Annotated in this window: 22 protein-coding genes; 17 read left to right on the forward strand and 5 right to left on the reverse strand. The window is 37.2% G+C overall.

Annotated elements, in window-relative coordinates; genetic code table 11:
- The first annotated feature begins 603 nt into the window (after positions 1-603).
- Together J7E81_RS20645 and J7E81_RS20650 are read left to right on the forward strand one after the other, a co-directional pair.
- Positions 604-1,602 carry a glycosyltransferase family 2 protein gene (locus J7E81_RS20645; RefSeq protein ID WP_215045338.1) on the forward strand — a complete coding sequence of 333 codons (999 nt, stop codon included), beginning with the start codon at positions 604-606 and terminating at the stop codon, positions 1,600-1,602.
- A 55-nt stretch (positions 1,603-1,657) separates the two neighbouring features.
- On the forward strand, positions 1,658-3,214 hold the full coding sequence (locus tag J7E81_RS20650; RefSeq protein WP_215045339.1) for a glycosyltransferase family protein: 1,557 nt from the start codon (positions 1,658-1,660) through the stop codon (positions 3,212-3,214).
- Positions 3,215-3,420: 206 nt separating this feature from the next.
- Here J7E81_RS20650 and J7E81_RS20655 read toward each other — a convergent pair whose 3' ends face one another.
- From J7E81_RS20655 to J7E81_RS20665, 3 genes are all read right to left on the reverse strand, one after another.
- Entirely contained in the window at positions 3,421-4,383 is a 963-nt protein-coding gene (locus J7E81_RS20655; RefSeq protein WP_215045340.1) for a hypothetical protein, read from the reverse strand.
- Positions 4,380-5,258, reverse strand: coding sequence for an ABC transporter permease subunit (locus J7E81_RS20660; RefSeq protein WP_215045341.1), 879 nt, complete (start codon positions 5,256-5,258; stop codon positions 4,380-4,382). The genes J7E81_RS20655 and J7E81_RS20660 overlap by 4 nt, the downstream gene beginning before the upstream one ends.
- Positions 5,259-5,377: 119 nt before the next feature.
- Positions 5,378-5,830, reverse strand: coding sequence for a staygreen family protein (locus tag J7E81_RS20665; protein ID WP_215045342.1), 453 nt, complete (start codon positions 5,828-5,830; stop codon positions 5,378-5,380).
- A gap of 314 nt (positions 5,831-6,144) precedes the next feature.
- Between J7E81_RS20665 and J7E81_RS20670 the strand changes: the two genes are divergently transcribed.
- From J7E81_RS20670 to J7E81_RS20685, 4 genes are all read left to right on the forward strand, one after another.
- Complete coding sequence (locus J7E81_RS20670; RefSeq protein WP_215045343.1) at positions 6,145-7,527, forward strand: amino acid permease; 1,383 nt, start codon at positions 6,145-6,147, stop codon at positions 7,525-7,527.
- 208 nt (positions 7,528-7,735) lie between these two features.
- Complete coding sequence (locus J7E81_RS20675) at positions 7,736-8,488, forward strand: helix-turn-helix domain-containing protein (protein WP_215045344.1); 753 nt, start codon at positions 7,736-7,738, stop codon at positions 8,486-8,488.
- Between the two features lie 226 nt (positions 8,489-8,714).
- Complete coding sequence (locus J7E81_RS20680; RefSeq protein WP_215045345.1) at positions 8,715-10,079, forward strand: MFS transporter; 1,365 nt, start codon at positions 8,715-8,717, stop codon at positions 10,077-10,079.
- A 53-nt stretch (positions 10,080-10,132) separates the two neighbouring features.
- Positions 10,133-10,984, forward strand: a complete 852-nt coding sequence (locus J7E81_RS20685; RefSeq protein ID WP_215045346.1) for a creatininase family protein — start codon at positions 10,133-10,135, stop codon at positions 10,982-10,984.
- A gap of 1,158 nt (positions 10,985-12,142) precedes the next feature.
- Here J7E81_RS20685 and J7E81_RS20690 read toward each other — a convergent pair.
- The gene (locus J7E81_RS20690) at positions 12,143-12,676 is read right to left on the reverse strand and encodes a GbsR/MarR family transcriptional regulator (protein ID WP_215045347.1); all 534 of its coding nucleotides are present in this window, start codon (positions 12,674-12,676) and stop codon (positions 12,143-12,145) included.
- 254 nt (positions 12,677-12,930) lie between these two features.
- Between J7E81_RS20690 and J7E81_RS20695 the strand changes: the two genes are divergently transcribed.
- From J7E81_RS20695 to J7E81_RS20725, 7 genes are all read left to right on the forward strand, one after another.
- Positions 12,931-14,217, forward strand: coding sequence for a quaternary amine ABC transporter ATP-binding protein (locus J7E81_RS20695; RefSeq protein WP_215045348.1), 1,287 nt, complete (start codon positions 12,931-12,933; stop codon positions 14,215-14,217).
- Positions 14,187-15,041, forward strand: a complete 855-nt coding sequence (locus tag J7E81_RS20700; protein WP_215045349.1) for an ABC transporter permease — start codon at positions 14,187-14,189, stop codon at positions 15,039-15,041. Before J7E81_RS20695 ends, J7E81_RS20700 begins: the two co-directional genes overlap by 31 nt.
- Positions 15,038-15,934 (forward strand): glycine betaine ABC transporter substrate-binding protein, encoded by an 897-nt coding sequence (locus J7E81_RS20705; protein WP_215045350.1) that lies wholly within the window; start codon positions 15,038-15,040, stop codon positions 15,932-15,934. Before J7E81_RS20700 ends, J7E81_RS20705 begins: the two co-directional genes overlap by 4 nt.
- A 152-nt stretch (positions 15,935-16,086) precedes the next feature.
- Complete coding sequence (locus J7E81_RS20710) at positions 16,087-17,622, forward strand: glycine betaine uptake BCCT transporter (protein WP_215045351.1); 1,536 nt, start codon at positions 16,087-16,089, stop codon at positions 17,620-17,622.
- A 284-nt stretch (positions 17,623-17,906) separates the two neighbouring features.
- Positions 17,907-18,809, forward strand: a complete 903-nt coding sequence (locus J7E81_RS20715; RefSeq protein WP_215045352.1) for an AEC family transporter — start codon at positions 17,907-17,909, stop codon at positions 18,807-18,809.
- Between the two features lie 124 nt (positions 18,810-18,933).
- A complete protein-coding gene (locus J7E81_RS20720; protein ID WP_215045353.1) occupies positions 18,934-19,380 on the forward strand; it encodes a MarR family winged helix-turn-helix transcriptional regulator in 447 nt (148 codons plus the stop codon).
- A gap of 267 nt (positions 19,381-19,647) precedes the next feature.
- On the forward strand, positions 19,648-19,950 hold the full coding sequence (locus J7E81_RS20725) for a hypothetical protein (RefSeq protein ID WP_215045354.1): 303 nt from the start codon (positions 19,648-19,650) through the stop codon (positions 19,948-19,950).
- An 83-nt stretch (positions 19,951-20,033) separates the two neighbouring features.
- Here J7E81_RS20725 and J7E81_RS20730 read toward each other — a convergent pair whose 3' ends face one another.
- Entirely contained in the window at positions 20,034-21,224 is a 1,191-nt protein-coding gene (locus tag J7E81_RS20730) for an amidohydrolase (RefSeq protein WP_215045355.1), read from the reverse strand.
- A gap of 368 nt (positions 21,225-21,592) precedes the next feature.
- On the opposite strand from J7E81_RS20730, the gene J7E81_RS20735 reads away from it, so the two are divergent.
- From J7E81_RS20735 to J7E81_RS20750, 4 genes are read left to right on the forward strand one after another with little or no spacing between them, the layout of a single operon-like run.
- The gene (locus J7E81_RS20735; RefSeq protein ID WP_215045356.1) at positions 21,593-22,405 is read left to right on the forward strand and encodes a ribulose-phosphate 3-epimerase; all 813 of its coding nucleotides are present in this window, start codon (positions 21,593-21,595) and stop codon (positions 22,403-22,405) included.
- A gap of 4 nt (positions 22,406-22,409) precedes the next feature.
- Entirely contained in the window at positions 22,410-22,955 is a 546-nt protein-coding gene (locus J7E81_RS20740) for a hypothetical protein (protein WP_215045357.1), read from the forward strand.
- Positions 22,956-23,663: a class I SAM-dependent methyltransferase gene (locus tag J7E81_RS20745; RefSeq protein ID WP_215045358.1), complete on the forward strand. Its 708-nt coding sequence runs from the start codon at positions 22,956-22,958 to the stop codon at positions 23,661-23,663.
- Positions 23,660-26,173, forward strand: coding sequence for an SUMF1/EgtB/PvdO family nonheme iron enzyme (locus tag J7E81_RS20750; RefSeq protein ID WP_215045359.1), 2,514 nt, complete (start codon positions 23,660-23,662; stop codon positions 26,171-26,173). Before J7E81_RS20745 ends, J7E81_RS20750 begins: the two co-directional genes overlap by 4 nt.

A 26,173-nucleotide genomic window follows, 5' to 3' on the forward strand; every position in this document is an offset into this window, starting at 1 on the left:
TAAAAGAGCGAGGTTGTGTCCGAAGTTGAACCAACTTCGGACAAGGCAAAGGCAAAAGAGTGAGGTTGTGTCTGAAGACGAACCAACTTCGGACAAGGCAAAGGCAAAAGAGTGAGGTTGTGTCTGAACACGAACCAACTTCAGACAAGGCAAAGGCAAAAGAGCGAGGTTGCGTCTGAACACGAACCAACTTCAGACAAGGCAAAGGCAAAAGAGCGAGGTTGCGTCCAAAGTCGAACCAACTTCGGACAAGAAAAAGCCAAAAGAGCGAGGTTGTGTCCGAAGATGAACCAACTTCAGACAAGGCAAAGCCAAAAAAGCGAGGTTGTGTCCGAAGATGAGCCAACATCGGACAAGGGCAAACCAAAAAAGTGAAATGATGTCCGAAGAAATACCAAATAAGCACAAATACCCCGTTAAAAGTTGCCCCGTATTTTTAAATAATTTTTTCATAAAAACTACTGTTAAATAGGTGCGGTGAACCGTATTATAAGTAAATGAGGTTTTTTGTGGTACTTCTTTTTGTGTAAGGAGTAAAATTAGGATATCCTAGATAACCTATAAAAAAAGAAACTAATATTTTTTGAAATTAGGAGTAAAATAATGCAAAATAATTTACCGTTACTAACGATTGTTGTTCCTTGTTACAATGAAGAAGCGACCTTAGAGGAAACAATCAAAGAACTAACCAGAATAATGACAAATTTGGTTATAAATAAATCTATAAGTAATGAGAGTATTATTTTATTTGTCAACGATGGTAGTACAGATCATACTTGGGATATTATTGAGGAAAACATCGAAATAAACCAATATGTTCAAGGGTTAAAATTAAGTAGAAATTTTGGCCATCAAAGAGCATTAATTGCTGGTTTAGAAACCGCAAGAAATTTTTCAGATTGTGTGATTTCAGTCGACGCTGATCTTCAAGATGATGTGGAGATTATTCATCAATTTATTGAGAAGTATCAAGAAGGTTATGAAATTGTTTACGGAGTCAGAGATAAGCGCGATACTGACACTCTATTTAAAAGAAAAACTGCTTTATGGTTTTATAGCCTTATGAGGAAAATGGGTGTCGAGTTAGTACCCAATCATGCAGATTACCGTTTAATGAGTAAAAGGGCTCTAGATGAATTAGTAAAGTATCAAGAAGTAAATTTATTTCTTCGAGGGATCATTCCTCTTTTAGGTTTTAAAACAACTAAAGTTTATTATAATCGCAAAGAAAGATTCGCTGGGGAGTCAAAGTATCCATTAAAAAAAATGATTGCGTTCGCCTTTGATGGGATGACGTCGTTTAGCGTTGCACCAATACGTTTTGTTTCGATGTTAGGATTTTTAATGGTACTAATCGGGATTGCGATAGCTGTTTATACCCTATTAGCAAAAATATTTTCATATACCATTAGTGGTTGGACATCATTGATGTTATCCATCTGGATTGTTGGAGGGGCACAATTATTAGCAGTTGGAATTATTGGTGAGTACATAGGTAAAATTTTTAATGAAACAAAAGGACGGCCGAGATATACCATTGAACAAAATAGTGTTCTTGAGAAACAAAAGAAAAACTTATCCTATTTAAAAAGAGATAAATAGAGGATAACAAGGTATGCAACCCTTGAGATTCATCAAAAAGGCACGGGAGACAAAAATGAACAATACATGGAAAGAGATTAGGTTATTTGGGATTTTCAACGAAAAACTTACTATTTTTTTGTTTTTTTATTCCTTTTTCATCATGTTGTTTTTCACACAAACCTCACCCTTCTTTGTGATAACGGAATGGGTAGATTCAAATGCATTTTTTACAGTTGGAAAAGGTATGGCGAATGGTTTAATTCCGTATCGCGATCTTTTTGAACAAAAAGGTCCTTTGCTATATGGCATCCATGCAATAGCTTACTGTATTTCACATACAACCTTTCTAGGAGTATATCTATTTGAAAGCCTTGCAATGTTTACTAATCTTATTTTAGCTTTTAAAATTGCCCGTCTTTACTTTAATTGGATGCCTGCAGCGAGTATATCTATTTTCTTCCCATTAATCATATTAAATCAACAAGCCTTTCGGTTTGGGGATAGTGCAGAAGAGTTTTCTATTCCATTCTTAATGACCCTTTTGTATATTATTTTGAAATATTTTAAGAAAGACTCTGTATCTCTTTTTAAATGGCCAATTTATTTGTTAAATGGGATTATGATTGGGTGTGTTTTTTGGATAAAATTTACTCTTGTGGGGGCATGGATTGGATTTTACCTTGCTATTTTATTCATTTGTGTAGGCGATAAGAAGTGGAAGGAATTAATAAATGCGATCCTCTTTACTTTTGTGGGACTAGTTTTGGCAAGTTTTCCATGGTTCATTTATTTTGGAATGAATCATGCTTTGAAGGATTTTATAGATGTGTACTTAAAATTTAACATTTTTATGTATTCAACTCAAACGAATCTAATCGAAAAACTTGTTAAATTTGCCATAACATTTGGTTCAGAATTTAATAGAAACTTTGAAAGCAAAGTTTTGATTACGATTGGTTTACTTGATTTTCTATTCACATGGAAATATTTAAAAGATAAAGGTCAAAAATGGATGTTAATAAGTACGATCATCTTCTTGATAACCGGGGTATATATAGGAGGACAAGCCCATCGATACTCTTTCCTGATTATAACTCCATTGGGATTAATGGGACTTTTAGCAATTGGCCATTACTTGCAAAACGCTAAAATGCAATTGCAGATTCACATGAATAATATAAGCCGATGGTTTGCTTTAGCTATAGTCGCATTAACAACTATTTTCATGTGCTTTGGTTATAATGTAAATATGAATTCTTCAAGGTTGTATATAAAAGCCCCTCTGGCTCAACAGACATTTGCAAGAATAATGAATCAAGAGCCTCATCCAACGTTATTAAATTATGGAACTTTAGATGGCGGTTTTTATACTGTAGCTAATATTCTGCCGAATATTCGCTATTTTGAAATGCAAAACATTGACTATAGTGTATATCCTGAAAATAGGGACGAGCAGAATCGTTATATAAAAGAAAAAATGATTCAATTTGTTGTCATTAGAGGGAATCCAGCGATGAATCCTAATCAGCTCCAAATTCCTTATCTTCATGAAAATTACCATTTGGTTTCACAACAAAATCAAAATGTGGAAGGATTACCCTATAAATTTTTTCTATTTAAGTTTAACTAATAAATTTGGTCGAAAATAGGCACTTGTTAAATAACATTCTATACCTAATTCCAATCGAAGGTGTTTCATCCAAAAAAAAGCTTATTTTAGGATGAAACACCTTTTTGTTTTGTTAATTTTCCAACTCTGCTTTAGTCTGAAAAGTAAAGTCCGGAGAAAGAGGTGGAACTGTATAGTCATCTTGATTGTTATCTTTCTGTAATTTCTTAGAACGGCGATTTTTTGAAATTGCCTGCCATTCCTGCTTCGAGCTCTTTTTTTATCATGTTAATTAGGAATATTAAAAAAAAGTATCCAAAAAGTGGATCTAGGACAATCCATGGAATCCTATAGAATTCTCGGTAGTTTTGACCAATTAATCCCGACCATTCCTTCGTAAGTGAACTAACTTGGCCTGGAACATTGTGAGCACCGATCCCCAAGCTTCCTGTTTCTGAGGTCCCGACAATTTCTTCCAGCGAGATGCCACCTAAGTAAATATTGAAGGTACCAAGGAACATAATTAACACCAAGGTATTGAGTAATTGTTGAACAAATAGTAGCAAACCGTAAGAGCTTATAAAAGGCTTAAGATGCCTTTTTATGATATGAAAATGACTTGCCCCCATCAAATATGAACTTTGTATAAAGGACTTTCCTTTTAGTTCTTGGATGATATCTGATGTACTAATCAGGACAGAAGGAACACCCACAATCACTAAAATGATCATCTGATAAGCAATTATGAAGACTGCACCATCTTTTACATAGATAGTGGAAGTAGCTGTAATAAGTAATAAGGTGATAATAATATGCGGAATAATCCGAAATACAACAAATAAATCTTTTACAATTGGCAAAAATAGCTTAAGCCAAAAGGAAAAAATGATTCCGAACAGACCACCAATCAAAACTCTCAGTATGGTGATGCCAAAGGCAATAAGGATGGTATATTTCGCGCCATAAATCATCATTAGAAGGATATCTGCTCCATTTCGGTCAGAACCAAGAATAAAATGAAGGGAAGGCGGGAAAGGCGGGACTCCGATTATATCCCCATTTTCATCCGAAAGAATCCGCGTCTTGTTAAAATCCTCCGGACCATATAGGGGGTAGAGAAAGCTTAGAATTAAGATAAGACTCAAAATCGACAAGCCCAAAATGGTCTTTTTGTAATTTACTATCCTCATATACTGTTACGTTCCTTTCTATTCATTCTAAATGTTACAATCCAAGAAAGTAAATTTGATAGAATAACAGGAACAGCAAAAAGCAGAAGACTTATAACATATGGGACAATCCGCTTAGCAAAGAAGGATTTTACAATTCCTATATACCCGTCAATGTTAAATAGATATTCTACTACAATAATATTCGTAAGAATGTACCAGATAATTACTTTTAAATGAATGAGTAATAAAGGAATAATGTTACGTATGATATGTTTTAAGTAAATCGTTCTGCGTGACAGGCCTTTTGCTCTTGCAAATACGACATATTCTTTTACCTCTTCATTCGAAAATTCTTTTAATAAAAACTGGATTAAGAAAAGGACCGGAAGAAAGGACGATACGAAAGCCGGTAGAAAATAGGGTTGTGTACTCATTCCGCCATATAACTGAAACAGTTTAATATCGTATGTTTTATATAGATAGATGACTAAATATTGTAACAAGAAGATGATTAATAGTTCAGGTGTACTCGTCGTGAAATCAATGAAACCTGTTAATCTTTTTCGAGCGGATGTTGGCAGCATCATGATGATGGTGGAGACAACCAGCCCCACAATTACTACAAATAGGAGAGCAAGTAATAAGATGCTCATTGTATAAAAATATTTATCAATGGTTGAAGCATTTAAATATTCAAATATAAAAGGAACTTCGTCTTTGATATGAAGAAACCAGCTTAGGTTACTTTTGGAGTACTCCCAATATAAGCTAATATCCAAATCTATTCTTTTTTCCTTAGCATTAAAATGAAGAAATATAGGAATATTCATCAAAAAGACAAAGCCAGCCAAAATGGCTGTTACGCGTATGGGGAGAAACACTTTCTTAATCAAATTTTACCCATTCCTGTAAATGATATACAATAATGTAATTCTATTATAAAATATTCTGACTGTGTTTGTCAGTTGAATGTGTACAAATAAAATCAATCAAAAACTTATAGGTAATTAGTCTATATTAAATAACTATGAAAAGTCCTCCTACTTTCTTGTCTAGCAAACTGAGGATAGGCAGACAAAAAGTTAATGATGATGGACGCTTGGTCTAGATTAGGGTATGTGGTGAACAAGAACCTATCACCTTTTCGAATAGCTGTTAATGCAAGCGGCAATTCACGTCTAAATATTTCATTACGTTTTGCTGAGACATTTTTGTTATATTGTCCTTGATCTATATGCAAATAAACAAAATAATAGTAGGAACCTCCCATTTGTTTCCATTCTCCTAATACTTCATCTCTCATTGGATTTATCTTATCCCAGGCATAATGAACTCCAATCGTTAAAAATAGATCTCCAGTTAAATCAGAGTGAGTTAGTGTGTAGCATCTTGGAATAACGGGTTCGGTAGCAGTGATCCCATCTCTGAATTTTACTGATAGTTTTTCAGGATTGAAATTGCTCACAGCAATCTACTCCAATCGTTTTTTTTATCTTTATGCTGATTTTCGTTTATTAATTCTCGCAAAAAGGTAAAGCTGCCTCTTTATAGGCAGCTTTATAATGATTAGTTAGTAGTTAAAGTAATGGATGATAGTGCCAATAAAGTTATTTAAATATTCTAAAATTAATTCCTCCTCTTAAAACTATTATCTAAAAAAGCTTGATAGGTAGTGTTTTTCTAGAAAATACATTTGTATTTTCTACATGGAGGTATTATAATCAAATAATAATTCAGAAAGATTAGTAGACAGAGATTAATAGGGAGAGGGGTGCCGTAGTGGAAGAGAAGGAATTAAAGAGAGGCTTAAAATCGCGTCATATTCAGATGATTGCGTTGGGCGGTACAATTGGTGTCGGATTATTTATGGGTTCAGCAAGTACCATTCAATGGACGGGTCCATCTGTCCTGCTTGCCTATATCATCGCAGGGATTTTTATCTTTTTTATTATGCGGGCTATGGGAGAAATGTTATATGTGGAGCCAAGTACGGGCTCTTTCGCAACATTCGGTTATAAATATATTCATCCATTAGCAGGGTATTTAACGGCATGGAGCAACTGGTTTCAATGGGTAATTGTGGGGATGTCAGAAATTATTGCCGTTGGGGCCTACATGAAATATTGGTTCCCAGATCTCCCCGCTTGGATTCCGGGATTAGTTGCCTTTGTGATTCTTGGGGCAGCCAACTTAATTTCAGTAAAATCCTTTGGTGAATTTGAGTTTTGGTTCTCGTTGATAAAAGTCGTCACTATTTTAGTTATGATCGTTGCCGGATTTGGTCTCATTTTCTTTGGAATTGGCAATGGAGGAATCGCAACCGGGATCTCCAACCTTTGGAAACATGGCGGCTTCTTTACAGGCGGCTGGTCGGGATTTCTTTTTGCCTTATCACTTGTTATTGGGGCCTATCAAGGAGTCGAATTAATCGGGATTACTGCTGGAGAAGCAAAAGATCCGCAAAAAACATTAACAAAAGCGACCCAAAGTATAATTTGGCGGATTTTAATTTTTTACATTGGGGCAATCTTTGTGATAGTGACGGTTTATCCTTGGAACCAACTGCATTCAATTGGCAGTCCGTTTGTAGCCACATTTGCAAAACTTGGAATTACGGCGGCAGCGGGAATTATAAACTTTGTCGTCATCACTTCGGCAATGTCCGGGTGTAACAGTGGGATTTACAGTGCCGGCCGAATGCTTTACACATTGGGCGTTAATGGACAAGCTCCCAAAATCTTTACGAAACTATCCTCCAATGGGGTACCATTGTTAAGTACGATGGGTGTACTGATTGGTTTGGCAGTGGGCATTATTTTAAGTTATATTGCACCAAAGAATTTATTCGTCTATGTCTATAGTGCTAGTGTGCTTCCGGGGATGATTCCGTGGTTTGTGATTCTGATCAGCCAAATTCGCTTCAGAAAAGCGGAGGGTGACAAAATGGAAAAACATCCATTTAAAATGCCGTTTACCCCTGTATCAAACTACCTGACCATCGCTTTTCTGGTTCTAATATTAATCGCCATGTGGTTTAATCAAGATACTCGTGTATCGCTTGTGGTAGGGATTGTTTTCCTAGCGCTTATTTCTATCAGTTATTATGCTTTTGGTATCGGTAAGCGTGCAGCGAAGGATGGACATATCAAACGTGTTTCTTAAGACTTCTTAAAAAAAGAGCCTATTCGAGATGGAGATATCTTGAATAGGCTTTTTTATGGGTGGCTAGTTTGTAGGATCATTGTCAAATTAGATTCAATGGGGTTATTTGGCTGTATTAAAACCATCATATATAAGTGAGGCTTATAGCCTAAAATAGGCAGTGAATAGTATAATAAAGTCAAAAGGTAAATATAGGCGGGGACTTTAGATGAAACAACATCGGCAAGCTGATACGCCAAATTCAATTCTTAATCGAAATGGGCCTACGCCTGAATACATTGAAACCGTTCATATGCTAAGGGAAAAATTACTCCGCGGCATTCAGCTTGGTGACCGGGATTTGATCAGCGAATACGAAAGAGATGCATCTCAGAAATTTAGAGATGAACAATTAAACATCCTAAACAGAGTCCCAAATAATAAAGTTCGTTCCTATAAAAATATATTGTTATCACATAATACCCTTTATAGCTATGCGGCTGAAAAGGGAGGGTTAAGTCCATGGCAGTGCCACTTTATATCGGAAAAATATGCGATTATGATTGAGTTCGCCGAAACCTTAGCTGAATTAGATCAAATTCATGACCATATGATAGCGGAATATTCTAATCGCTCTATTCGGAAATCTCAAAGTGACAACTTAACGATTGTAGAGAAAGCAGAAAACTATATAGAAATGAACTTTGCTGAGGACATTTCAATGGAGGAAATGGCAAGAAAATTACATGTTCATCCTTCGCATTTAATGCGTGCGTTTAAGAAAGATAAAGGGATGACTATTAGTAATTTTCGAAATCTGAGAAGATTAAAAGAAGCAAAAGAACTGATTCTATTCTCCCGTCTTTCGATGACTGAAATCGCCATAATGGTTGGATTTAGTAATCCCCAGTATTTTTCCAAATTCTTTAAAGAGGTAGAAGGTAGGACTCCTGTAGAGTATAAAAAGAATAATAAGAAATGACCAATGTCAGTCTAGGAATCCTTTTAGGGGCGCATGAAAAATCATGCGCCTTTTTTTGCAAATATTCACGCAACTATAGTATAAAAACATGCAATTGTAGTGCAAAAGTGTTTTAGCAAATGGATGTATACTTGTAATTAAGTTCTAGCTGGAGCGGGTACAGGTAAAAACGCATTATTTTTATTTTTAACTAAAATGTAAACGGTTAAAAAGGGGAGATATATTCATGAAAAAGTTTGGAGTAAGAGATCAAGTTGGATATGCGTTTGGGGATATTGGTGGAAGTTTTGTAAACTTATACATTGGTTCTTTCTTTATTGTCTTTTGTACCTATGTATTAGGTGTAAGCCCTTACTTTATGGGGACAATGTTTTTAGCGGGTAAAGTATTCGACGCCATTGTTACTGGTATTATGGGAACCATTACGGACCGTTATAGAATCGGAAAAAGCGGCGATAAATTTTTGCCTTGGATTAGCTTTTCTAAATGGTTACTAGCAGCAGCCTGTTTACTCTCTTTTGCTGACGTCTCTAGTTTGGGGTCTACTGCAACGCATATTTGGGTAGTAGCTGTTTATTTATTCTTCTGTGTTGCATATACGGCTGATGCCATTCCATATGGTTCATTAGCATCTGTTATTACCAATGATCCTGATGAACGGACAAAATTATCCCGTTCCCGTTCGATCGGCGGTATGATTGTAGGAATTGGATTCTTATCGTTTGTACCAATGTTCATCTATGACAAAGCTAGAAATATTGTTCCAGAAGCATTCTTCTATATCGCGATTGTATTCAGTATTTTATCATTACTATCCTATACTGGGCTTGTAAAATTAACAACTGAACGTATCCGTGACGAAAAGCCTGCTGGAGCCAAGCCTGATTACAATTTCAAGGAAGCATTTAAAGTAGCATTTTCCAACAGGCCATTAATCGGTATGATTGTTGCAACGCTTGGTTCTACCTTAATTATTTCTGGTGTTGCTACTTTAGCTGCTTATGTATTTGCTGAATTTTATAACATGCCTAGTGCCTTTGCTATCAACTCTTTCATTAACATGGGGATCATACTTGTTCTATTCGTTGTCGTTCCAAAACTCACAGTAAAATTCAATAAACGCAACTTGATTCTTGCTACATCAGCATTCAGTTTAGTTGCATCTGCTTTTATGACGTTTGTTACTTTTGAAAATGTATATGTATTTGCAGCATTATACAATATCGCAACAATTGGTTCATCCGTGTTTGTTATGCTTGTTTGGGCTTTGGTTACGGACTGTATCGATTATTCAGAGTATAAAACCGGAAAAAAAATCGAAGGAACTCTTTACTCCCTCTACTCTTTCGGCCGTAAAGTAGGAATGGGATTAGGAGCAGCCGTCGGTAGTTACTCTTTAGGTTGGGTTGGATTTGTATCCGGTGCAAAATCACAATCACAAGAAGTTGCAGAAGGTATATTAAAAATGTACACAGGTATGCCAGTTGCCGCTTTTATTATCATACTAATTGGTGTAGGTTTAATCTTTAATCTGAATACAAAGAGCACAAATGAAATGTATGCGGCATTAAAAGAAAGAAGAGCGTCGTAAAGGAATCCATTTATAGTGAATTCTTATTAAATAGTATTATAGGAGAGATTTAGATGCGTACTAGATTCCTATCAAAAATGACAAATGGGGAAGTTGAAGAATATTTAGAACGAAATGATATTATCTATGTTCCAGTAGGAGTAACGGAAACTCATGGAGCATTGCCGCTGGATTCTGAAACTGTTTTAGCGGAAGCAATTGCTTTAAAAATGGCTGAAGCATCAGATGGACTTGTTTTGCACAACTTGCCTTATTTCTTCCCAGGTGGAACGATAGTCGGCCGGGGGACGATACAAATGAGTATAAAAGACGGGATGGCTTATTTGGATAAAATTGCGAAGTCATTACTAAATCAAGGCTTTAAACGACAAATTTATATTACCAGTCATGGTCCAGGTTATTTGACAGTTAGTGGCATGGTTCGTGATTTCTTTGATGAAACCAAAGTGCCTGCCTTGTATATGGATATATTAAAGGCGGCAGAGGCAGCCAACTTCAATTTAATGGACTCATTTCATAACATGACCATCGGTGCTTATAAAGTTTTAGGTAGATTAGAAGATGTCCCATTGAATGTACCTGAATCTCATTCCGTTACGTATGATGTTCAACATATGTTATCTGGAATGAGTATGAATCCTGGTAATCTATTAGGGAAATATGCTTATCAATCCGGTGCAGTGGGTTCTTACTTTAACGAACCTTCTGATCATATGGCTACTCCGCTTTTGAAAACATCTGAAGAAAGAGAAGCACATGCAGAATCAGGTGTTCAAGCAATTAACGAACTTGTAAAAGCATTGGATATGCCGGCTATTGTAGAAACACTTCGTCAAGTGGATATATACACTAAGGATACGATTCTTCCTAAATACGGTGCAAATTTGCCAGTCGGACATGCGTAATAAACAAAAAAATCGTGCGAACCTTATGGGTATCGTGCGATTTTTTTGTTTTGGATTTTTTTAAAATTGATATTTTCATATAAGAAACAAGAGGTTTAATTGCTGCTAGTCCCTCACTAAAACTATTTTAAATAACGTATTGACTTAATTATATCAGGCATCAAAACTTTCAATAAATTTTTGGGCAACTTTAGTGAGATAGCTATCCTTTAACCAGATTAAGAAGGCATCCATTTTAATCGTGCAATATGAAATTCAACAAAGTTTAGCCCTTGATGGATGATCGCATCTGGTGATTCACATTCTATTTTTGGTGTTAAACCATGCTTCTTAAATTCACTTAAAATAAGTTCATATGCAACGGTCCCGTATATCCGATGAAGATGGAGTAATGGATATTCAGAGATCTCTTTCATTGTGATTTTGGATTGTGGATGTATTCCTTTTTGGGAGGCGGGCCTATTAATAGAACAAAGAGGGTTTGAAATTGTATATGGGCACCCATTGCATAAAGAAACCAAAATGAAGTTTCAGTCATTGGTAAAAAAGTAGGAAGCAATTGATACTTTATGTGAAAATCAAAGAAAAGAATGTAGGATTCATCGTTTTAGTAGAGAAGAAATGATTCCATTATGCCTATAAAAAAAATCAATTTACTGCATCAGTTGATCCATCATTTTGGAAATTTAAACTCTCTTCCTCCACATAAGAATCCTTTGGATGAGGAAAATAAGGATATGATCATTTCAGTCATCCAATTAATAAAGGGATTTCTTCAAAGTGATCCTTTAGACATGGCCAATTCTGACCATAGAATAATAGACGTAAGAAATCACCAGTTTAGACTTACCCAAAGTGATTTTAATGGAGAACAGAATCCCCAATTTCCCCATTTTGTTTCACATGGAACATTCATTATATTTAAAATCCTGTCTATACTGGATATATTGGAGGAATTATAACAGCTTCAATGGGGGAAGCGATAAGAAGCTAGAGTTATGAGGATATTCTTCACTACATATCTAAAAATAATTACTTTAAAAAATCCAGAATAGAACATAGTGCAATAAAACCTTGCATAGGATCTATTCTGGGTTTTTCTGGTGATTTTTTATACTATAAAGGACATTGCAGGCCATTTAATTAAGATGTGCATTTTCACTGCTTCTTAGGGATATAGTTAAAAATCTCTTTCGATTCAAAGCTGTCCACAAGACGGTTCAGCCAATCATAATAGCCAAGAGCATCGGTTAATTTTTCAATATCCATTTTTGCTTCTGTTTTTACCTTACTATCCACATGATCATCATCCAACAGTGACTGTAACTCTGTGAGTGATTTCTCCATAGCTGTGACATTAATCGAAATCCCTGACCGCCATTTAATCGAAAAAAAATCAATAAAGGTTTGATACCAATCGGGCTCAGCTTGATATAAATCCTTCCTTACCCCCTTTTTCCACACCTTCCCAACCATCTTAAGCTCTAACAAACTTCGGACGGATGTACTCATACTCGTCTTACTCATTCCGAGCGCATCTTTCATTTCATCCAGTGTCAATGGACCTTCCTGAAAATATAAAGCTCCATATAATCTGCCTATAGATTCCGTTACTCCGTATAAGTTCATATTTTGAGAAATCGCTTCAATCACCCGTTCACGGGCTTGTTCCAGCTTTTCTTCGCCATTCATCTTGCATCACATCCATTTGTATACATGTACTAAATAAGACTACCATGTTTATTTTAAAAGTAAAGAATGGAGGAAAAGAGGAAATGGGAGCATTTTTAAGTAATTTTAAGAATATTGTATATTCAGTACGTACAGTTTTTTCTGTATGCTATTTATGCCCAAATTTGCCCAATTAACAACTTTGATTAAAACATAAAGTTGTTACTATAATAAGAAAGTCCCAACACTTTAGTAACAGCAATTGAGGTGAACACATGAATTCTATTTATAAAAAGATCAGCGTTCGTAATGTAACAAAGGTCTTTGGAAAATCCAAAAAAGCTCTTCAATTATTACAGGAAGGGGAATCAAAACAAAGTATTTTAAAGAAAACGGGGGCAACGATTGGTGTAAATCAAGCTTCGTTCGATGTAGAAGCAGGTGAAATTTTTGTCATTATGGGTTTATCTGGAAGCGGGAAGTCAACTTTAGTCCGGATGCTCAACCGACTGATTGAGCCTACAGCTGGTGAGGTCTTCATTGATGGTGTTGATGTGGTCAGGATGAAGAAAGAACAGCTAAGAGACGTCCGCCGTAAAAAAATAAGTATGGTATTCCAAAAATTTGCTCTCCTCCCTCACCGGACCGTACTGGAGAATACAGAGTATGGTTTAGAGGTACAGGGGGTACCTAAAGAAATTAGAACGGATAAAGCAATGGAGGCTTTAAAGCTTGTAGGATTGGATGGATATGAAGACCAGTATCCCAAGCAATTAAGCGGCGGGATGCAGCAAAGAGTCGGATTAGCGAGAGCATTAGCCAATGATGCTGATATTCTGCTAATGGATGAAGCCTTTAGCGCTCTCGATCCCCTCATTCGCAAAGATATGCAGGATGAACTCCTGGAGCTTCAGGCAACGATGAAAAAAACAATTGTATTTATCACTCATGATCTAGATGAAGCCCTTAGAATTGGCGATCGAATTGCTCTCATGAAAGATGGTGCCATTGTACAAATCGGAACGCCAGAAGAGATTCTCATGAATCCATCCAATGACTATGTAGAGAGATTCGTAGAGGATGTAGATTTATCCAAGGTATTAACTGCAGGGCATGTCATGAAACGGGCAGAAGCGGTGTCCGTTGAAAAGGGTCCGCGGGTTGCCTTGCAAATGATGAGGGATTTGGGGATTTCAAGTATCTATGTTGTCGACTGCAAGAAGCAATTACTCGGTGCCATAACCGCTGCGGATGCAAAGGAGGCGCTTGACCGGAACGAAGGAATCATAAGTATTATACAGCATGATGTTTCGACTGTTTTACCGGAAACACTCTTAATCGATTTATTTGAGAAAGTTTCTGGTGCATCCATTCCAGTAGCTGTTGTCGATCAAAGAGGGCGGCTAAATGGTATTCTTGTCCGTGGTGCGGTCATTGGCGCGCTGGCTGGTAACAATGATTCCATTAACAAAATTGAGCCAGCAATAGCTGAAACAGCAGCTGACAAGGAAGACACGGAGGTGAAAATCACATGGAACAATGGTTCCCGAAAATCCCAGTAGCTGATTGGGTGGATACATTTGTTAACTGGCTGACGATTCATATGGCCGCGGCCTTCGATGGAGTTACCACCGTACTCCAATCTATAGTGGATGGAATGGTTATCGGCTTTGGTTATATACCCTCCTACATATTTATGATTCTATTAACTATACTTGCCTGGAAAGTTTCCAATAAGGGAATCGCACTCTTTACCTTGGTCGGTTTATTTTTAATTGCCAATCTTGGCTACTGGGAACCAATGCTTGAGACATTGGCACTCGTCCTAACAGCTGTCATCATTTCAATTATATTAGGAATACCAATCGGAATCTGGGCGTCGCAAAAGCAAACAGTTAAGCAAGTGATAACACCAATTTTAGACTTTATGCAAACCATGCCTGCTTTTGTTTACCTTATTCCGGCGATTTTCTTCTTTAATATTGGGGTAGTCCCAGGTGTAGTTGCATCTGTTATTTTTGCGATGCCGCCGACGATCAGGCTGACGATCCTTGGCATTAAACAAGTACCGGCCGATATTATTGAAGCCACAGAAGCCTTTGGGTCGACAACAAGTCAACGATTACTTAAAGTACAGCTCCCGCTGGCGATGCCAACCATCATGGCAGGAATTAATCAAAGCATTATGCTTGCCCTTTCCATGGTGGTCATCTCATCAATGGTTGGAGCCCCAGGACTTGGCGCCGATGTTTATCGCGCTGTAACACAAATCCAAATTGGCAAAGGTTTTGAAGCCGGTCTTTCGATTGTGGTCATCGCCATCATTCTCGACCGGGTTACTCAAAATATAGGAAAAAATAAAAAACAAGGGGGAACTGCTTTATGAAGAAGTGGATGTTCATGCTGCTGGCAGCTTTACTAACAATTGGACTAGCTGCTTGCGGGACGGAAAATACGACATCGAAAGAAAATGGCGGGAAAAAGCAGACAACTGTCGGGGACAGCGTTGACTATAAAATCATTGGAATTGACCCAGGCGCAGGTCTTATGAAGGCAGCAGCTAAAGCCATAGATGAATATTCATTAGACGATTGGAAGCTTGTCGAAGGATCAAGTGCCGCAATGACCGCCTCACTAAAAAAAGCTTACGCGAAAAAAGAGCCCATCATTGTCACAGGCTGGACACCTCACTGGATGTTCGCTGAATTTGATTTAAAATACCTAGATGATCCAAAAGGTGTTTTCGGAAAAGATGAAAGCATTCATACAATTGCAAGAAAAGGCCTAAAAGAAGATCTGCCAGATGCCTATAAGGTATTGGACCAATTCAATTGGACTCCGGATGATATGGGCGTGGTGATGAATGAGATCGTCAATGGAGAAGAACCGGAGGAAGCAGCAGCTAAGTGGGTGGAAGACAATGCCGATAAAGTAAGCGAATGGATCAAAGGAGCAAGCAAAGTTAACGGCGACAAAATTACCCTTGGTTATGTTGCATGGGACAGCGAAATTGCCAGTACCAATGTGATTGGCAAAGTCTTAACAGACCTTGGCTTTAAAGTAACACTAAGCCAAGTTGAAGCTGGGCCAATGTGGACAGGTGTTGCCGACGGAAGTTTAGATGCACATGTAGCTGGCTGGCTGCCATCGACCCATGCAGATTATTACAAAAAGTATGAAGGCAAATTTGATGATCTCGGTGAAAACCTGAAAGGGACAAAATTGGGACTCGTCGTTCCAGCTTATATGGATATTGACTCTATCGAAGATTTGAAATAATTTTTCATAAGCTGACTTAGGAAGCCGGTCAATCAATGACTGTTCTGGGGTCGGCTCTTTTTTAGTTTATCTTAGTTTTTCCTCATTTAAGATTAGAATAATCAAGCCCTTTTAACAAATCATAAGAAAAAAGTTAGAAGGGGGCAGGAGTATTGGTTTATAAATTATCAGTTCTAATTACAGTATTATTTGTTCTATGGGGAGCGTTAGCACCTAAAAATTTAGGGACTATATCGAAAGAGGCATTTACTTTTACCATCAATAACTTTGGCTGGCTGTATTTATTTTTAGCTTTGGGATTCTTACTATTTGCTTTTTATTTAGCTTTTGGCAAATTTGGAAATATACGTTTAGGTTCTGATGATGATGAACCGGAATATTCAAACCGATCATGGTTTGCCATGCTGTTTAGTGCCGGAATGGGAATCGGCCTCGTTTTTTGGGGTGTGGCTGAACCAGTGTCCCACTATATGGACCCTCCCTATGGGAATGCCAAAACAGCGGATGCTGCAAGGCTGGCGATCCGCTATTCCTTTTTTCACTGGGGATTGCATCCTTGGGCCATCTATACCATTATTTCTTTATCATTAGCGTATTTTCAATATCGAAAAGGCTACGCGGGACTAATAAGTTCTACCTTTTATCCGCTTTTAAAGGAAAAAGTAAAAGGTCCTATAGGAAAAGCTATAGATATCCTTTCTATTATCGCTACAGTTTTCGGGGTGGCTACTTCACTGGGGTTGGGTGCTTTACAAGTCAATGGCGGCTTATCCCATTTGCTTGGGATCTCAACATCTACCACCTGGCAAATCATTATTATCATAGTAGTCACTGTTCTATATCTGATTTCCGCAACCACTGGCCTTGATAAGGGGATATTACTGCTGAGTAATGGGAATCTCATTTTGGCGGTTGCCTTACTGTTATTGACCTTTTTTCTAGGTTCAACTTCCTTTTTATTAGATACCTTTACAGTCAGTATTGGAGCCTACATTCAAAATCTGTTACAGATGAGTCTAAGATTAACACCTTTTCAAAATAATCCGTGGATCGGAAATTGGACCCTGTTTTACTGGGCTTGGTGGATTGCATGGGCTCCTTTTGTTGGAATGTTTATTGCAAGGGTATCAAAAGGGAGAACCATAAAAGAATTTGTTCTGGGTGTTCTGTTGATTCCAAGTTTATTTAGTTTTATCTGGTTTTCGGTTTTCGGAGGCAGCGCTTTGCATCTCGAAATGTTTGAGGGAAAAAAAATCACTGAGGCTGTACAAAACGATATTACCTCCGCTTTGTTTGTAACCCTTGAAGGATTACCGTTTGGAACGATTATGAGTATCATTACTACCCTGTTAATCGTCACCTTTTTTATTACTTCTGCCGACTCAGCCACCTTTGTTTTAGGCATGTTATCATCTGAAGGGGATCTAAATCCATCTAATCGGGTGAAGTTTTCATGGGGCATTCTTCAATCTTCCATTGCCATTGTTTTATTACTGAGCGGGGGGTTAGAAAGCCTGCAAACAGCCTCCATCGTATCCGCCTTACCGTTTGGAATTATCATGGCTCTCATGTGTGTGTCTATTTATAAAGCTTTGGACCAGGAAATCAAGATGGTCAGAAAACAGGAAAAAGACAGAAAAAAGAAGATTGAACAATTGATTAGGGAACTGGCGGATCGCCATTCATAACGAAAAGTCCTCTTAATCAGGGCCAAAGCCTGCCGTTGTCTTTGGCCCTTAATCTATTTGACCCCTTTCCTGTTCACCCCAGTTATCCTTTCCTTTAGATCTTGGGACAACATGCATATGTAATAGGTTGCTCCAAGTACACCATAATGCTCTATAATAAAAACGTTGGATAAAATCTTGCTGCAATGTGAAAACAATAGAAGGAGATATGATTTAGGGGGGGAATACTACTCAAAAATTTCTCTTAGAGAAACACAGGGCATATAGAGGAGTGCATTATAGTTATGAATCAAGAATTTCTTTACGTCATTATGATCATTATGCTTGGTTATGTTTTAAGACGTTTAAGGGTCTTAAAAGAAAGCGATGGAGAAGTCATCTCAAAAATCATTTTTAAAATCACCCTGCCAGCTTTAGTTCTTGTAACATTCGATTCTGTAAAAATAGAAACCTCTTTAATTTTGATACCAGTGATGGTCTTTATCTTTGGAATCATGACTGCATTGCTTGGTGTCCTATTTTTCAAAAACGAGAAAAGGGAACTAAAAGGTTCTTTTCTCATGCTATCCGGATTTAATGTTGGTTTATTTGCCTTCCCTCTTGTTCATGCCATATGGGGAGTGAAGGGCTTAACCTATTTTAGTATGTTTGATGTCGGCACCTCTTTTACCGTCTTTGGGATTGCCTATATTCTAGGAAGTTATTTTTCAGAAGAAGGACTGGGTTTAAAACCAGTTGAAATTTTAAAGAGACTTAGCAAGTCGGTTCCTTTAATGACGTATATTATTGCTAGTATTTTAAATTATAGCCATATCCATTTACCTGATCTGATCATTCATGTTGCGAAAACAATATCTGGAGCAAATATGCCATTATCCTTATTATTATTAGGGCTTTACTTAAACTTTAAGGTTGATAAACAATTAATCAAACCGATGTTAAAATTTTTAACTTTCCGCTATGGTTTAGGGCTGATTGTAGGCTTAGCATTGTACTTTTTCCTTCCATATGGTCAGATGTTTCGGTCTACCATGTTAATTGGTCTGCTGCTGCCTTGTGCGGCCTCTGCCTTAACCTTTGCAGTTGAATTTAACTATAGTACGACCCGTTTAATTGCGACTATATCAAATATAACCATATTAATTAGTATCGTCATATTGTATATATTTGCTAACTTTATTGGGTGATCCTTATCCATCATGAAGGCAGTTGCTTGAATAAATGGTAATTATCTTAAACGTCAACCGTGGTTGACATCTGAAAGGTTTTTTTATATAGTAGGTGGCAATGAAATGATTGGAGTGAAAACACTTGAATCCGGAATTAGACTACTTGGACTTAATTGACTTATTAAGTGAGCGTCATCTTTTGCTTCGTAGAATCACAGAGAAATTGTGGAATGATAGCAGTGATATTCATATTTCCAATTCTGAATGGTTTATCATGGCGAGAATTTACAAAAAGCAGCCGACGATTGCGGATATATCAAAAAGTGTAGATATTTCGCGGCAAGCAGTCCATAAATTTATTAAAAGCCTCCAATCAAAAGAATTAGTTGAGGTAATGAACGTAAAAAACAACAATAAAGAAAAATGCATAAAATTAACTTTATTAGGTGAAGAGTGTTATGAAAAAAATGCGGCATTAAAGGCTTCACTTGTGAAAAAAGTCACTGATAAAATTGGAGAAAAGCAAGTAGCATTCCTGAAGGATTTATTAAAATCCAATTGGGGATTAGAGGAAGCCTATATGGAGTAAGAGTTGAGATGATCATCCTATGATCTCCAACTCTTTTTTTGATTACTGCTTTATTAAACTGTTTACCTGTTTAACTATTTTTTAATGTATGGAATAAATCACCATATCTCCGACATTAAACATTTTCATACCCCTTTTTCCAGGATTGTAAACCTGGTTTACAATCCATGTTACTCCTATTTTTGCGTTTTGTCAACCTTGTTGACAATGAAAGTGGACTTATGTACAGTTAGAATGTGATTTTTTAAAAATTAGGAGATGTAGAAAATGGAGATTGTGAAAGAGCAACATCAGCAGCTTTCTGAAGGTGAGAAAGACGATGCGTCTCCCGCGGTGCGATTTGAGATTGGGGAAAGAGTAAAGATCAAAGTGATTGATAAAGAATCGATACAGGGAATGGAGCCTGAGGATTACTATTATTTAAAAGGATTTGAGAGTAAAACAGGGGTTATTAGTGAACAAATGCAGAGTAAATCAGGTGCATATTCATATAGAGTTCAATTTAACGAAAATCGGTTCGGATATTTTTATAGCAAGGATCTTATTTTTAATCCTCAAAAAAACAAATAAAAATCCTTATGAGGTTGGAAAATAGAGCCAAAGCAACGGTGGTGTCAGGCACCATGTGAAAAATTCACATGGTGCCTGACACCTTATTGCTCTAATCCATAGTAACCGCAAACGACATAACCGACTGATTTTGCTGCGACAATGAGGGCGTCTTCGTCGATATCAAATTTGGGATGGTGATTGAAATAAGGTTTTTCGACGCCTTTTGGGGTGCAGCCAATATAAAAGTAGCAGCCAGGGATTTTTTCTAAGTAGTGAGCAAAGTCATCTGAAGGTGACATCATTGGATATTCCACAACCTGCTTAATGTCAGGATCATTTGCCCCCTCAAGGCTGGCTTTCACTCCTGCTGTAACCTCTGGATGATTATACAAAGGCGGATAATCAGATGTATAGGTTAATTCACATTGCACGCCAAATTCAGCTTCCATCCCGCTGACAATGCGGCGAACTTCCTTTTCTATTAACTCTTTTGTTTCTCCTGTCATGTATCGAATATCCCCTTCAAGCCCGACACGATCTTTAATCACATTAAAGGTTCCTTTTCCGTCAAATGAACCAATAGTGATGACCCCCATATCAAAAGGATTTAAACGGCGGCTAATAATCGTCTGTACGGCTGTCACAAAATAGGAACCGGCAACAATAGCATCATTGGCCATATGCGGGGAAGAGCCATGTCCCCCCACCCCTTGTATACCCAATTTAAAATAGGATCTACCCGCCATAGAATAGCCGCTGTGGTATCCCACAAAACCTGCCGGATTCAGTGGAAGTAAGTGAATTCCAAAAATAGTGTCCAAATCATCAAGTGCTCCAGAGTCAACAATGCTTTTTGCACCGCCTGGCGGGACTTCTTCGGCATGTTGATGAATGATTTTGATGGTACCAGGCAGCTCATTTTTTAATCGAATCAGACAATCAGCAAGGATCATTAAGTAAGCAGTATGTCCATCATGGGCACATGCATGCATGACCCCTTCATTCTTCGATTTAAAGGGAAGCTCCGTTTCTTCTAAAATCGGCAGGGCATCAAAATCAGCACGAAGTCCAATCGTTTTCCCCGGCTTTCCACCTTTGATGGTCACGATAATCCCATGACCATTCCCAACATTGGATTGAACTTCTACATCTTTTTCCTTATAGAAATCCAAAATATATTGAGCTGTTTTTTCCTCGTGAAAAGATAATTCAGGGTTTTCATGTAAATATCGGCGAATTTGAATCATTTCTTCTTGCCGAGCTTCTAACATGTCCATTAATTGTTTTCTCATGTTTCTTAACATCCTTTCTCCATACATGCTCAGAGTCTCTACTCAAGTCCTCTACCTTCCCTTCCTTTCTCATCCTTATGCTTCCCTTTTTTTTAAAACTGCACGGTGCCAAGTCTAGGCCTGCAAGAAATGTCTAAAACTTTTTGAACAGCTGGAAAAATGTCCTTCCATAATACTAATAATTTGCGTTCTACCATTGATCTGGGGACGGATTAGTCTGAAATCACGGAATCTTGACTACCGTATTATAGGTAAAGTACAATGAGTGGGTATATTTTCCTGAAGCCTTCAATAGGGAAATATTGAATTAATTGAATTTCTAAGATACCCTTGAAATTGTTAACTTATAGACAGGAAGGTGTAAAAATATGGCAATTGTACTTGCGTCCATTCTAGATGCAGATTGGTCGAAATTATCTGATGAAATACGTGATGTGGATCGTGCAGGAGTAGATGGTTTTAGTATTGATATTATGGATGGGCAATTTGTTCCAAGAACAACATTTGGGCCAAAAGATGTCTCTGTTATTAGGAATTTAACAAATGTACCTATTGAAGTCCATTTAATGGTTAGTAATCCAGAGAACCATGTTGAAATGTATTGTGATGCTGGAGCAGATCAGGTGGTTTTTCATATAGAGGCTGCGAATGACCCACTCTCTATTATTGACTCCATCCACGCGCGGGGTATACGGGCAGGTATCGCTATTCTTAAAGAAACACCCCTCGATAAAATATCGAATGCTGTACTCAAGTCGATAGATGCACTAACAATCATGTCCGTTACTGTAGGATTTGGCGGTCAAAAGCCATCTTCCGAAACAGTTCAGCGTATTATTGAAATTAGAGAGCGAGCCAAAGAGATAAACCCTAATCTTTTCATCGTTATTGATGGTGGAATGAAGCCGGATAATTGTTCGGAATTTGTTCAGGCAGGTGCTGATGCAGTTGTAATTGGGACAGGTATCTATCACGCTTCAAATTATGATGAAGCGATTAAAATTACCCATCAAAATATTGATCCGAATGAACCGGTCTCAAAGAAACGTATAGAGGGCTTGCTTGCCACACCAAGTGAAAAACTAGCAAATGACTTGGAAAGAAGAAAGCGTTTGGAAAAAATACGAATCGACCACGAAATACCCTTAGAATCATGGGACCCATTAAATTCGAAGAGGTAAGAGTATGATGCAAATAATAGGAATTGTAGCAACTTTAGTATCTATTGTTACTGGGGTTGCTGCAATTGCAAAGGGTACTTATAAGTTTTTTAAAAAGAGGGACGAACAAAAAAAATTAGCCATAGTTAAAGCCCAAAAAACTGCACAGGCTGAAACAGATACAGCACTTAGAATAAAAATGCTCATGCAATCAAGTGAAATCATCGATGTTCCGACTATTTCAATGATCCCATTGTTGGGGAAAGATGATAGTGAATTTGGTTATCTTAGCAGCGATAATATTTCAGAATGGCGAACGAATCTTAGAAGGAAACTGATTTGTCCTTTTTGGGCAACGAACCTAAGTTCCAATGAGTTAGGGCTTGTTAAGAGAGTAATGCCTTTAACAAATGAATCTGATATGTTGACGTTACAAGTGACGATAAAAGAGGAAAATGTGGTCTGGGATGTAAAAGATACTTATCCTGCGGACCGTTTATCTAATAATGCACTGTTACTACAACATTATCGTACTAAATTCCTGTTTGAAGATGAGGAGAGAATTGTATAAATGGAATCAAATGTTTTTTCGCCGGTCCGGCATCGTTATGCCCTTGCTTTTAAAGAAATAGATGACAATAATCCTCAAATATTGGATGTAGGCGGTTATGTTTCACGAGCCGCCTTGGTGATGGACCACTTTGAATCATTTGATTATAAATCAATTAATGTCGGTACAGCTTGGTATAATAATGAACAATGTGATTACCTATATGATGGGGTGACAATACCGTTTGATGATCAAACATTTGATTTTACGATTTCGGTTGATTGTATTGAGCACCTTCCATCAGAGGGCCGTGAGAAATTTGTAAACGAAATGATCAGAGTTTCCAAAAAAGCGGCCATCATCGTTTCACCGTTTCGTAGGTTAGATCATGAAACGGAGGAAAGATATGTGCTGGATGTGTGTGCAAGATTCGGAATTAAGGCACCGCCATCATTAGTGGAGCATGAGTTATACGGTTTACCTACATATGAGGAGCTTCAAGAGTTTGTTAATAAGAATTCTGGCATGTTAAAATTTGCAACCGTAAAACGTGATTATTGGTCCCTTCAGATGGCGATGCTTTGGAATACAATAGCTTTAAGAGGAAACAGTGATCAGGTGAATAGAAAACTTCAAACTTTTCAAGAAGAATTGCTCTCCAACCAAAATGTACATTTAGATGTGAATAATGCTTACCGATGTGTATTAGTTTTTAGGAGAAAGCCATGAATCGATATGAAATAGAAACCATGTATAATACTATTTTAATAAAGCATGCTCAAAAAAGATCTCATAGTCTTTCATTTAAAGGAACAAAACTATTACCTCAATCCATTCCTTTGAAACAACTGTATATCGATCTTGGCTTTCAAGCAGATTTAATGGGCTTGCCAGAACGCGGCGGGATTGGTCGTGCTAGTTTAAAAGAGTTAATTACTCAACATAATTCTGTCACGATCCTTGGCGGCTCCGGTTCTGGAAAGAGCACTTTTGTTAAATACATTTTAAATCAGTTCTTTTCAGAGAGTAATAGTGAAGTATTAAATAAATGGCCTTTTTGTGTAAGTATGAATGATTATATTAAAAAATGTACAGAAGAAAGGCTTAAATTTACTGATTACCTCTACGCAGAGATTGTCCAAATTGTGGGTCTTCACGATGATGTAAAAGGTTGGTTCCAAGACACACTTTCTACCGGGGGGGCCTTTCTCATTATTGAAGATTTGGATGTTGCCGCTTTTCATACAGAAGCCATGACTTTTGCATTGAAGAGTTTAGAGGACTTTTTAAATTCAATTATTCCATTGGGTAATAAAGTATTACTTACAAGCAGGATCATTGGCTATGAAGAAGTACGGTTAAATCTTTCGCAATCACACATGGAATGTTATATTAGCGGATTTAATGATGATGATATAATCCAATTCTCCAACAATTGGTCTCAAATCATTACAACAAATGAAGAGCAAAGAAAAAAATGTTGTTTTGATTTACTCGATCTTATTAGTTCCTCCCAATGGAACAGAGAAATGTCTTCTAATCCTAGTATTTTAACAAGATTAGCTATTATTAGTTTAAATAGTAATGGCAAAAAGTTATCTCAAATGGAAACAATTGAATTGATCTTAAATGGTTTAATCCGAGGTGGAGAAATATTCAGAGGATCAGAGGGGCTTGTCAATAAGTTGCGGAATAGTAACTTGATTTTACAAACGCTAGGCCCACTTGCTTTGGACGACTGTATTTCTGAAGGTGATAGTTTTGGATTTTATGCTCACGAACTAACAACGAAGATTAATTATATAAACCATCCAAGCTTGAATCAAATTGAAATACCTTTAAATGTCCATCTACATGATCCATTTTGTTTATTGTTCAGGGAATTAAAAAATGAGCGTTTAACAATATTATTTCAAGCTTTTAGATATTATATTGCCGGATATAGCCTATCAGACGTCCTTTTGGAAGATGGTCAAAAGGCCTATTCAATTCTTGTATCTATGATTAACGCTGATAATCTCTTCTCCGTTGCTTTAGCTATTACAAGCGCTGTTTTAATTGCGTCTCGAAATGGTACGGATGTCAATACCATGCTTAAAAATATTGAGTCATTTGACAAGGAAGGACTGGGAATTGGCCCTTTATTATGCGGTTTTGTATTGTCTGAAAATTCTAAGATCGCACGTGGCTACAAAGAGGCAGAGAGGACAAAACAAAGATTATTAGATATTCTAACATGTAAATACGGGCAATCAAATCCTAAAATTAGAAGCTGGGCAGGGGAAGTTGTCGCCAAACTGAATGATCCTAGAAAAGAAGTAACGACCATCGATTCCATGCATTTCTGCGAGGTCAAGGCGGGAGATTATTTTTTAAATAGTAACGACGAAAAGCCTAGTTCTATACTGTATGATTATTATATGGGTAAATTTCCAATTACTTGGTCACAATTTAATGTTTTTGCTAGGAATGAATGCTATCAAAATCGTAAATATTATCCTAATGAATGTGATTCATGGTTTTTCGACAAGGAAGCACATAGTATTCCTTTTTTTAATAATATCCTATTAAATGAAAATCAACCGGCAATTGCTATTACATGGTTTGAGGCATATGCATTTTGTAAATGGTTAAATGAATTAGCTCATAAAAACAATTGGTTAAATTCAAATTGGGAAATTCGATTACCGTTAGAGGAAGAGTGGGTTAAAGCTGCTCGTGGCGGGCAATCGATACCAAAGAATCCAGTTGTATATAAGTTAAACGAATTTAAATCACACATTCATTCAAGTGAGAAGGAACATGATACTAACCCGAACTCTCGTCGCAGCTATACTTGGGAGGATAATCAATCAATTCCTGAATGCCCAATAGGGATCTTTGGAATTAATGGTTCTTCACCTGTTGGAGCTTTTCCTAACAGTGTAAGCCCTTATGGGTGTGAAGAAATGATTGGGAATGTCTGGGAATGGCTTAGTACTGAGTGGGGTGAGGATTGGGAACACCCAACTAGAACACCGTACTCGAAAGATTCAAAGGTAGAACAAATGGCTATGATGGTAAAGGGTGGTTCATTCCTAGTCTCAGATAAAGAGTACTCCCAAGAGTCTCGAAAACATCTTGCTATTGATTACTTAACAAAAAATCACTCTGATGTTCGACATGTTACACATGGGTTTAGAATATGTATTGCACCCAAAAATCAAGCTTCACTGAGTACGAAGGTTGGCCAACAGTAA

The organism is Bacillus sp. ISL-18 (assembly GCF_018613415.1).
Classification (GTDB): Bacteria; Bacillota; Bacilli; order Bacillales; family Cytobacillaceae; genus Neobacillus.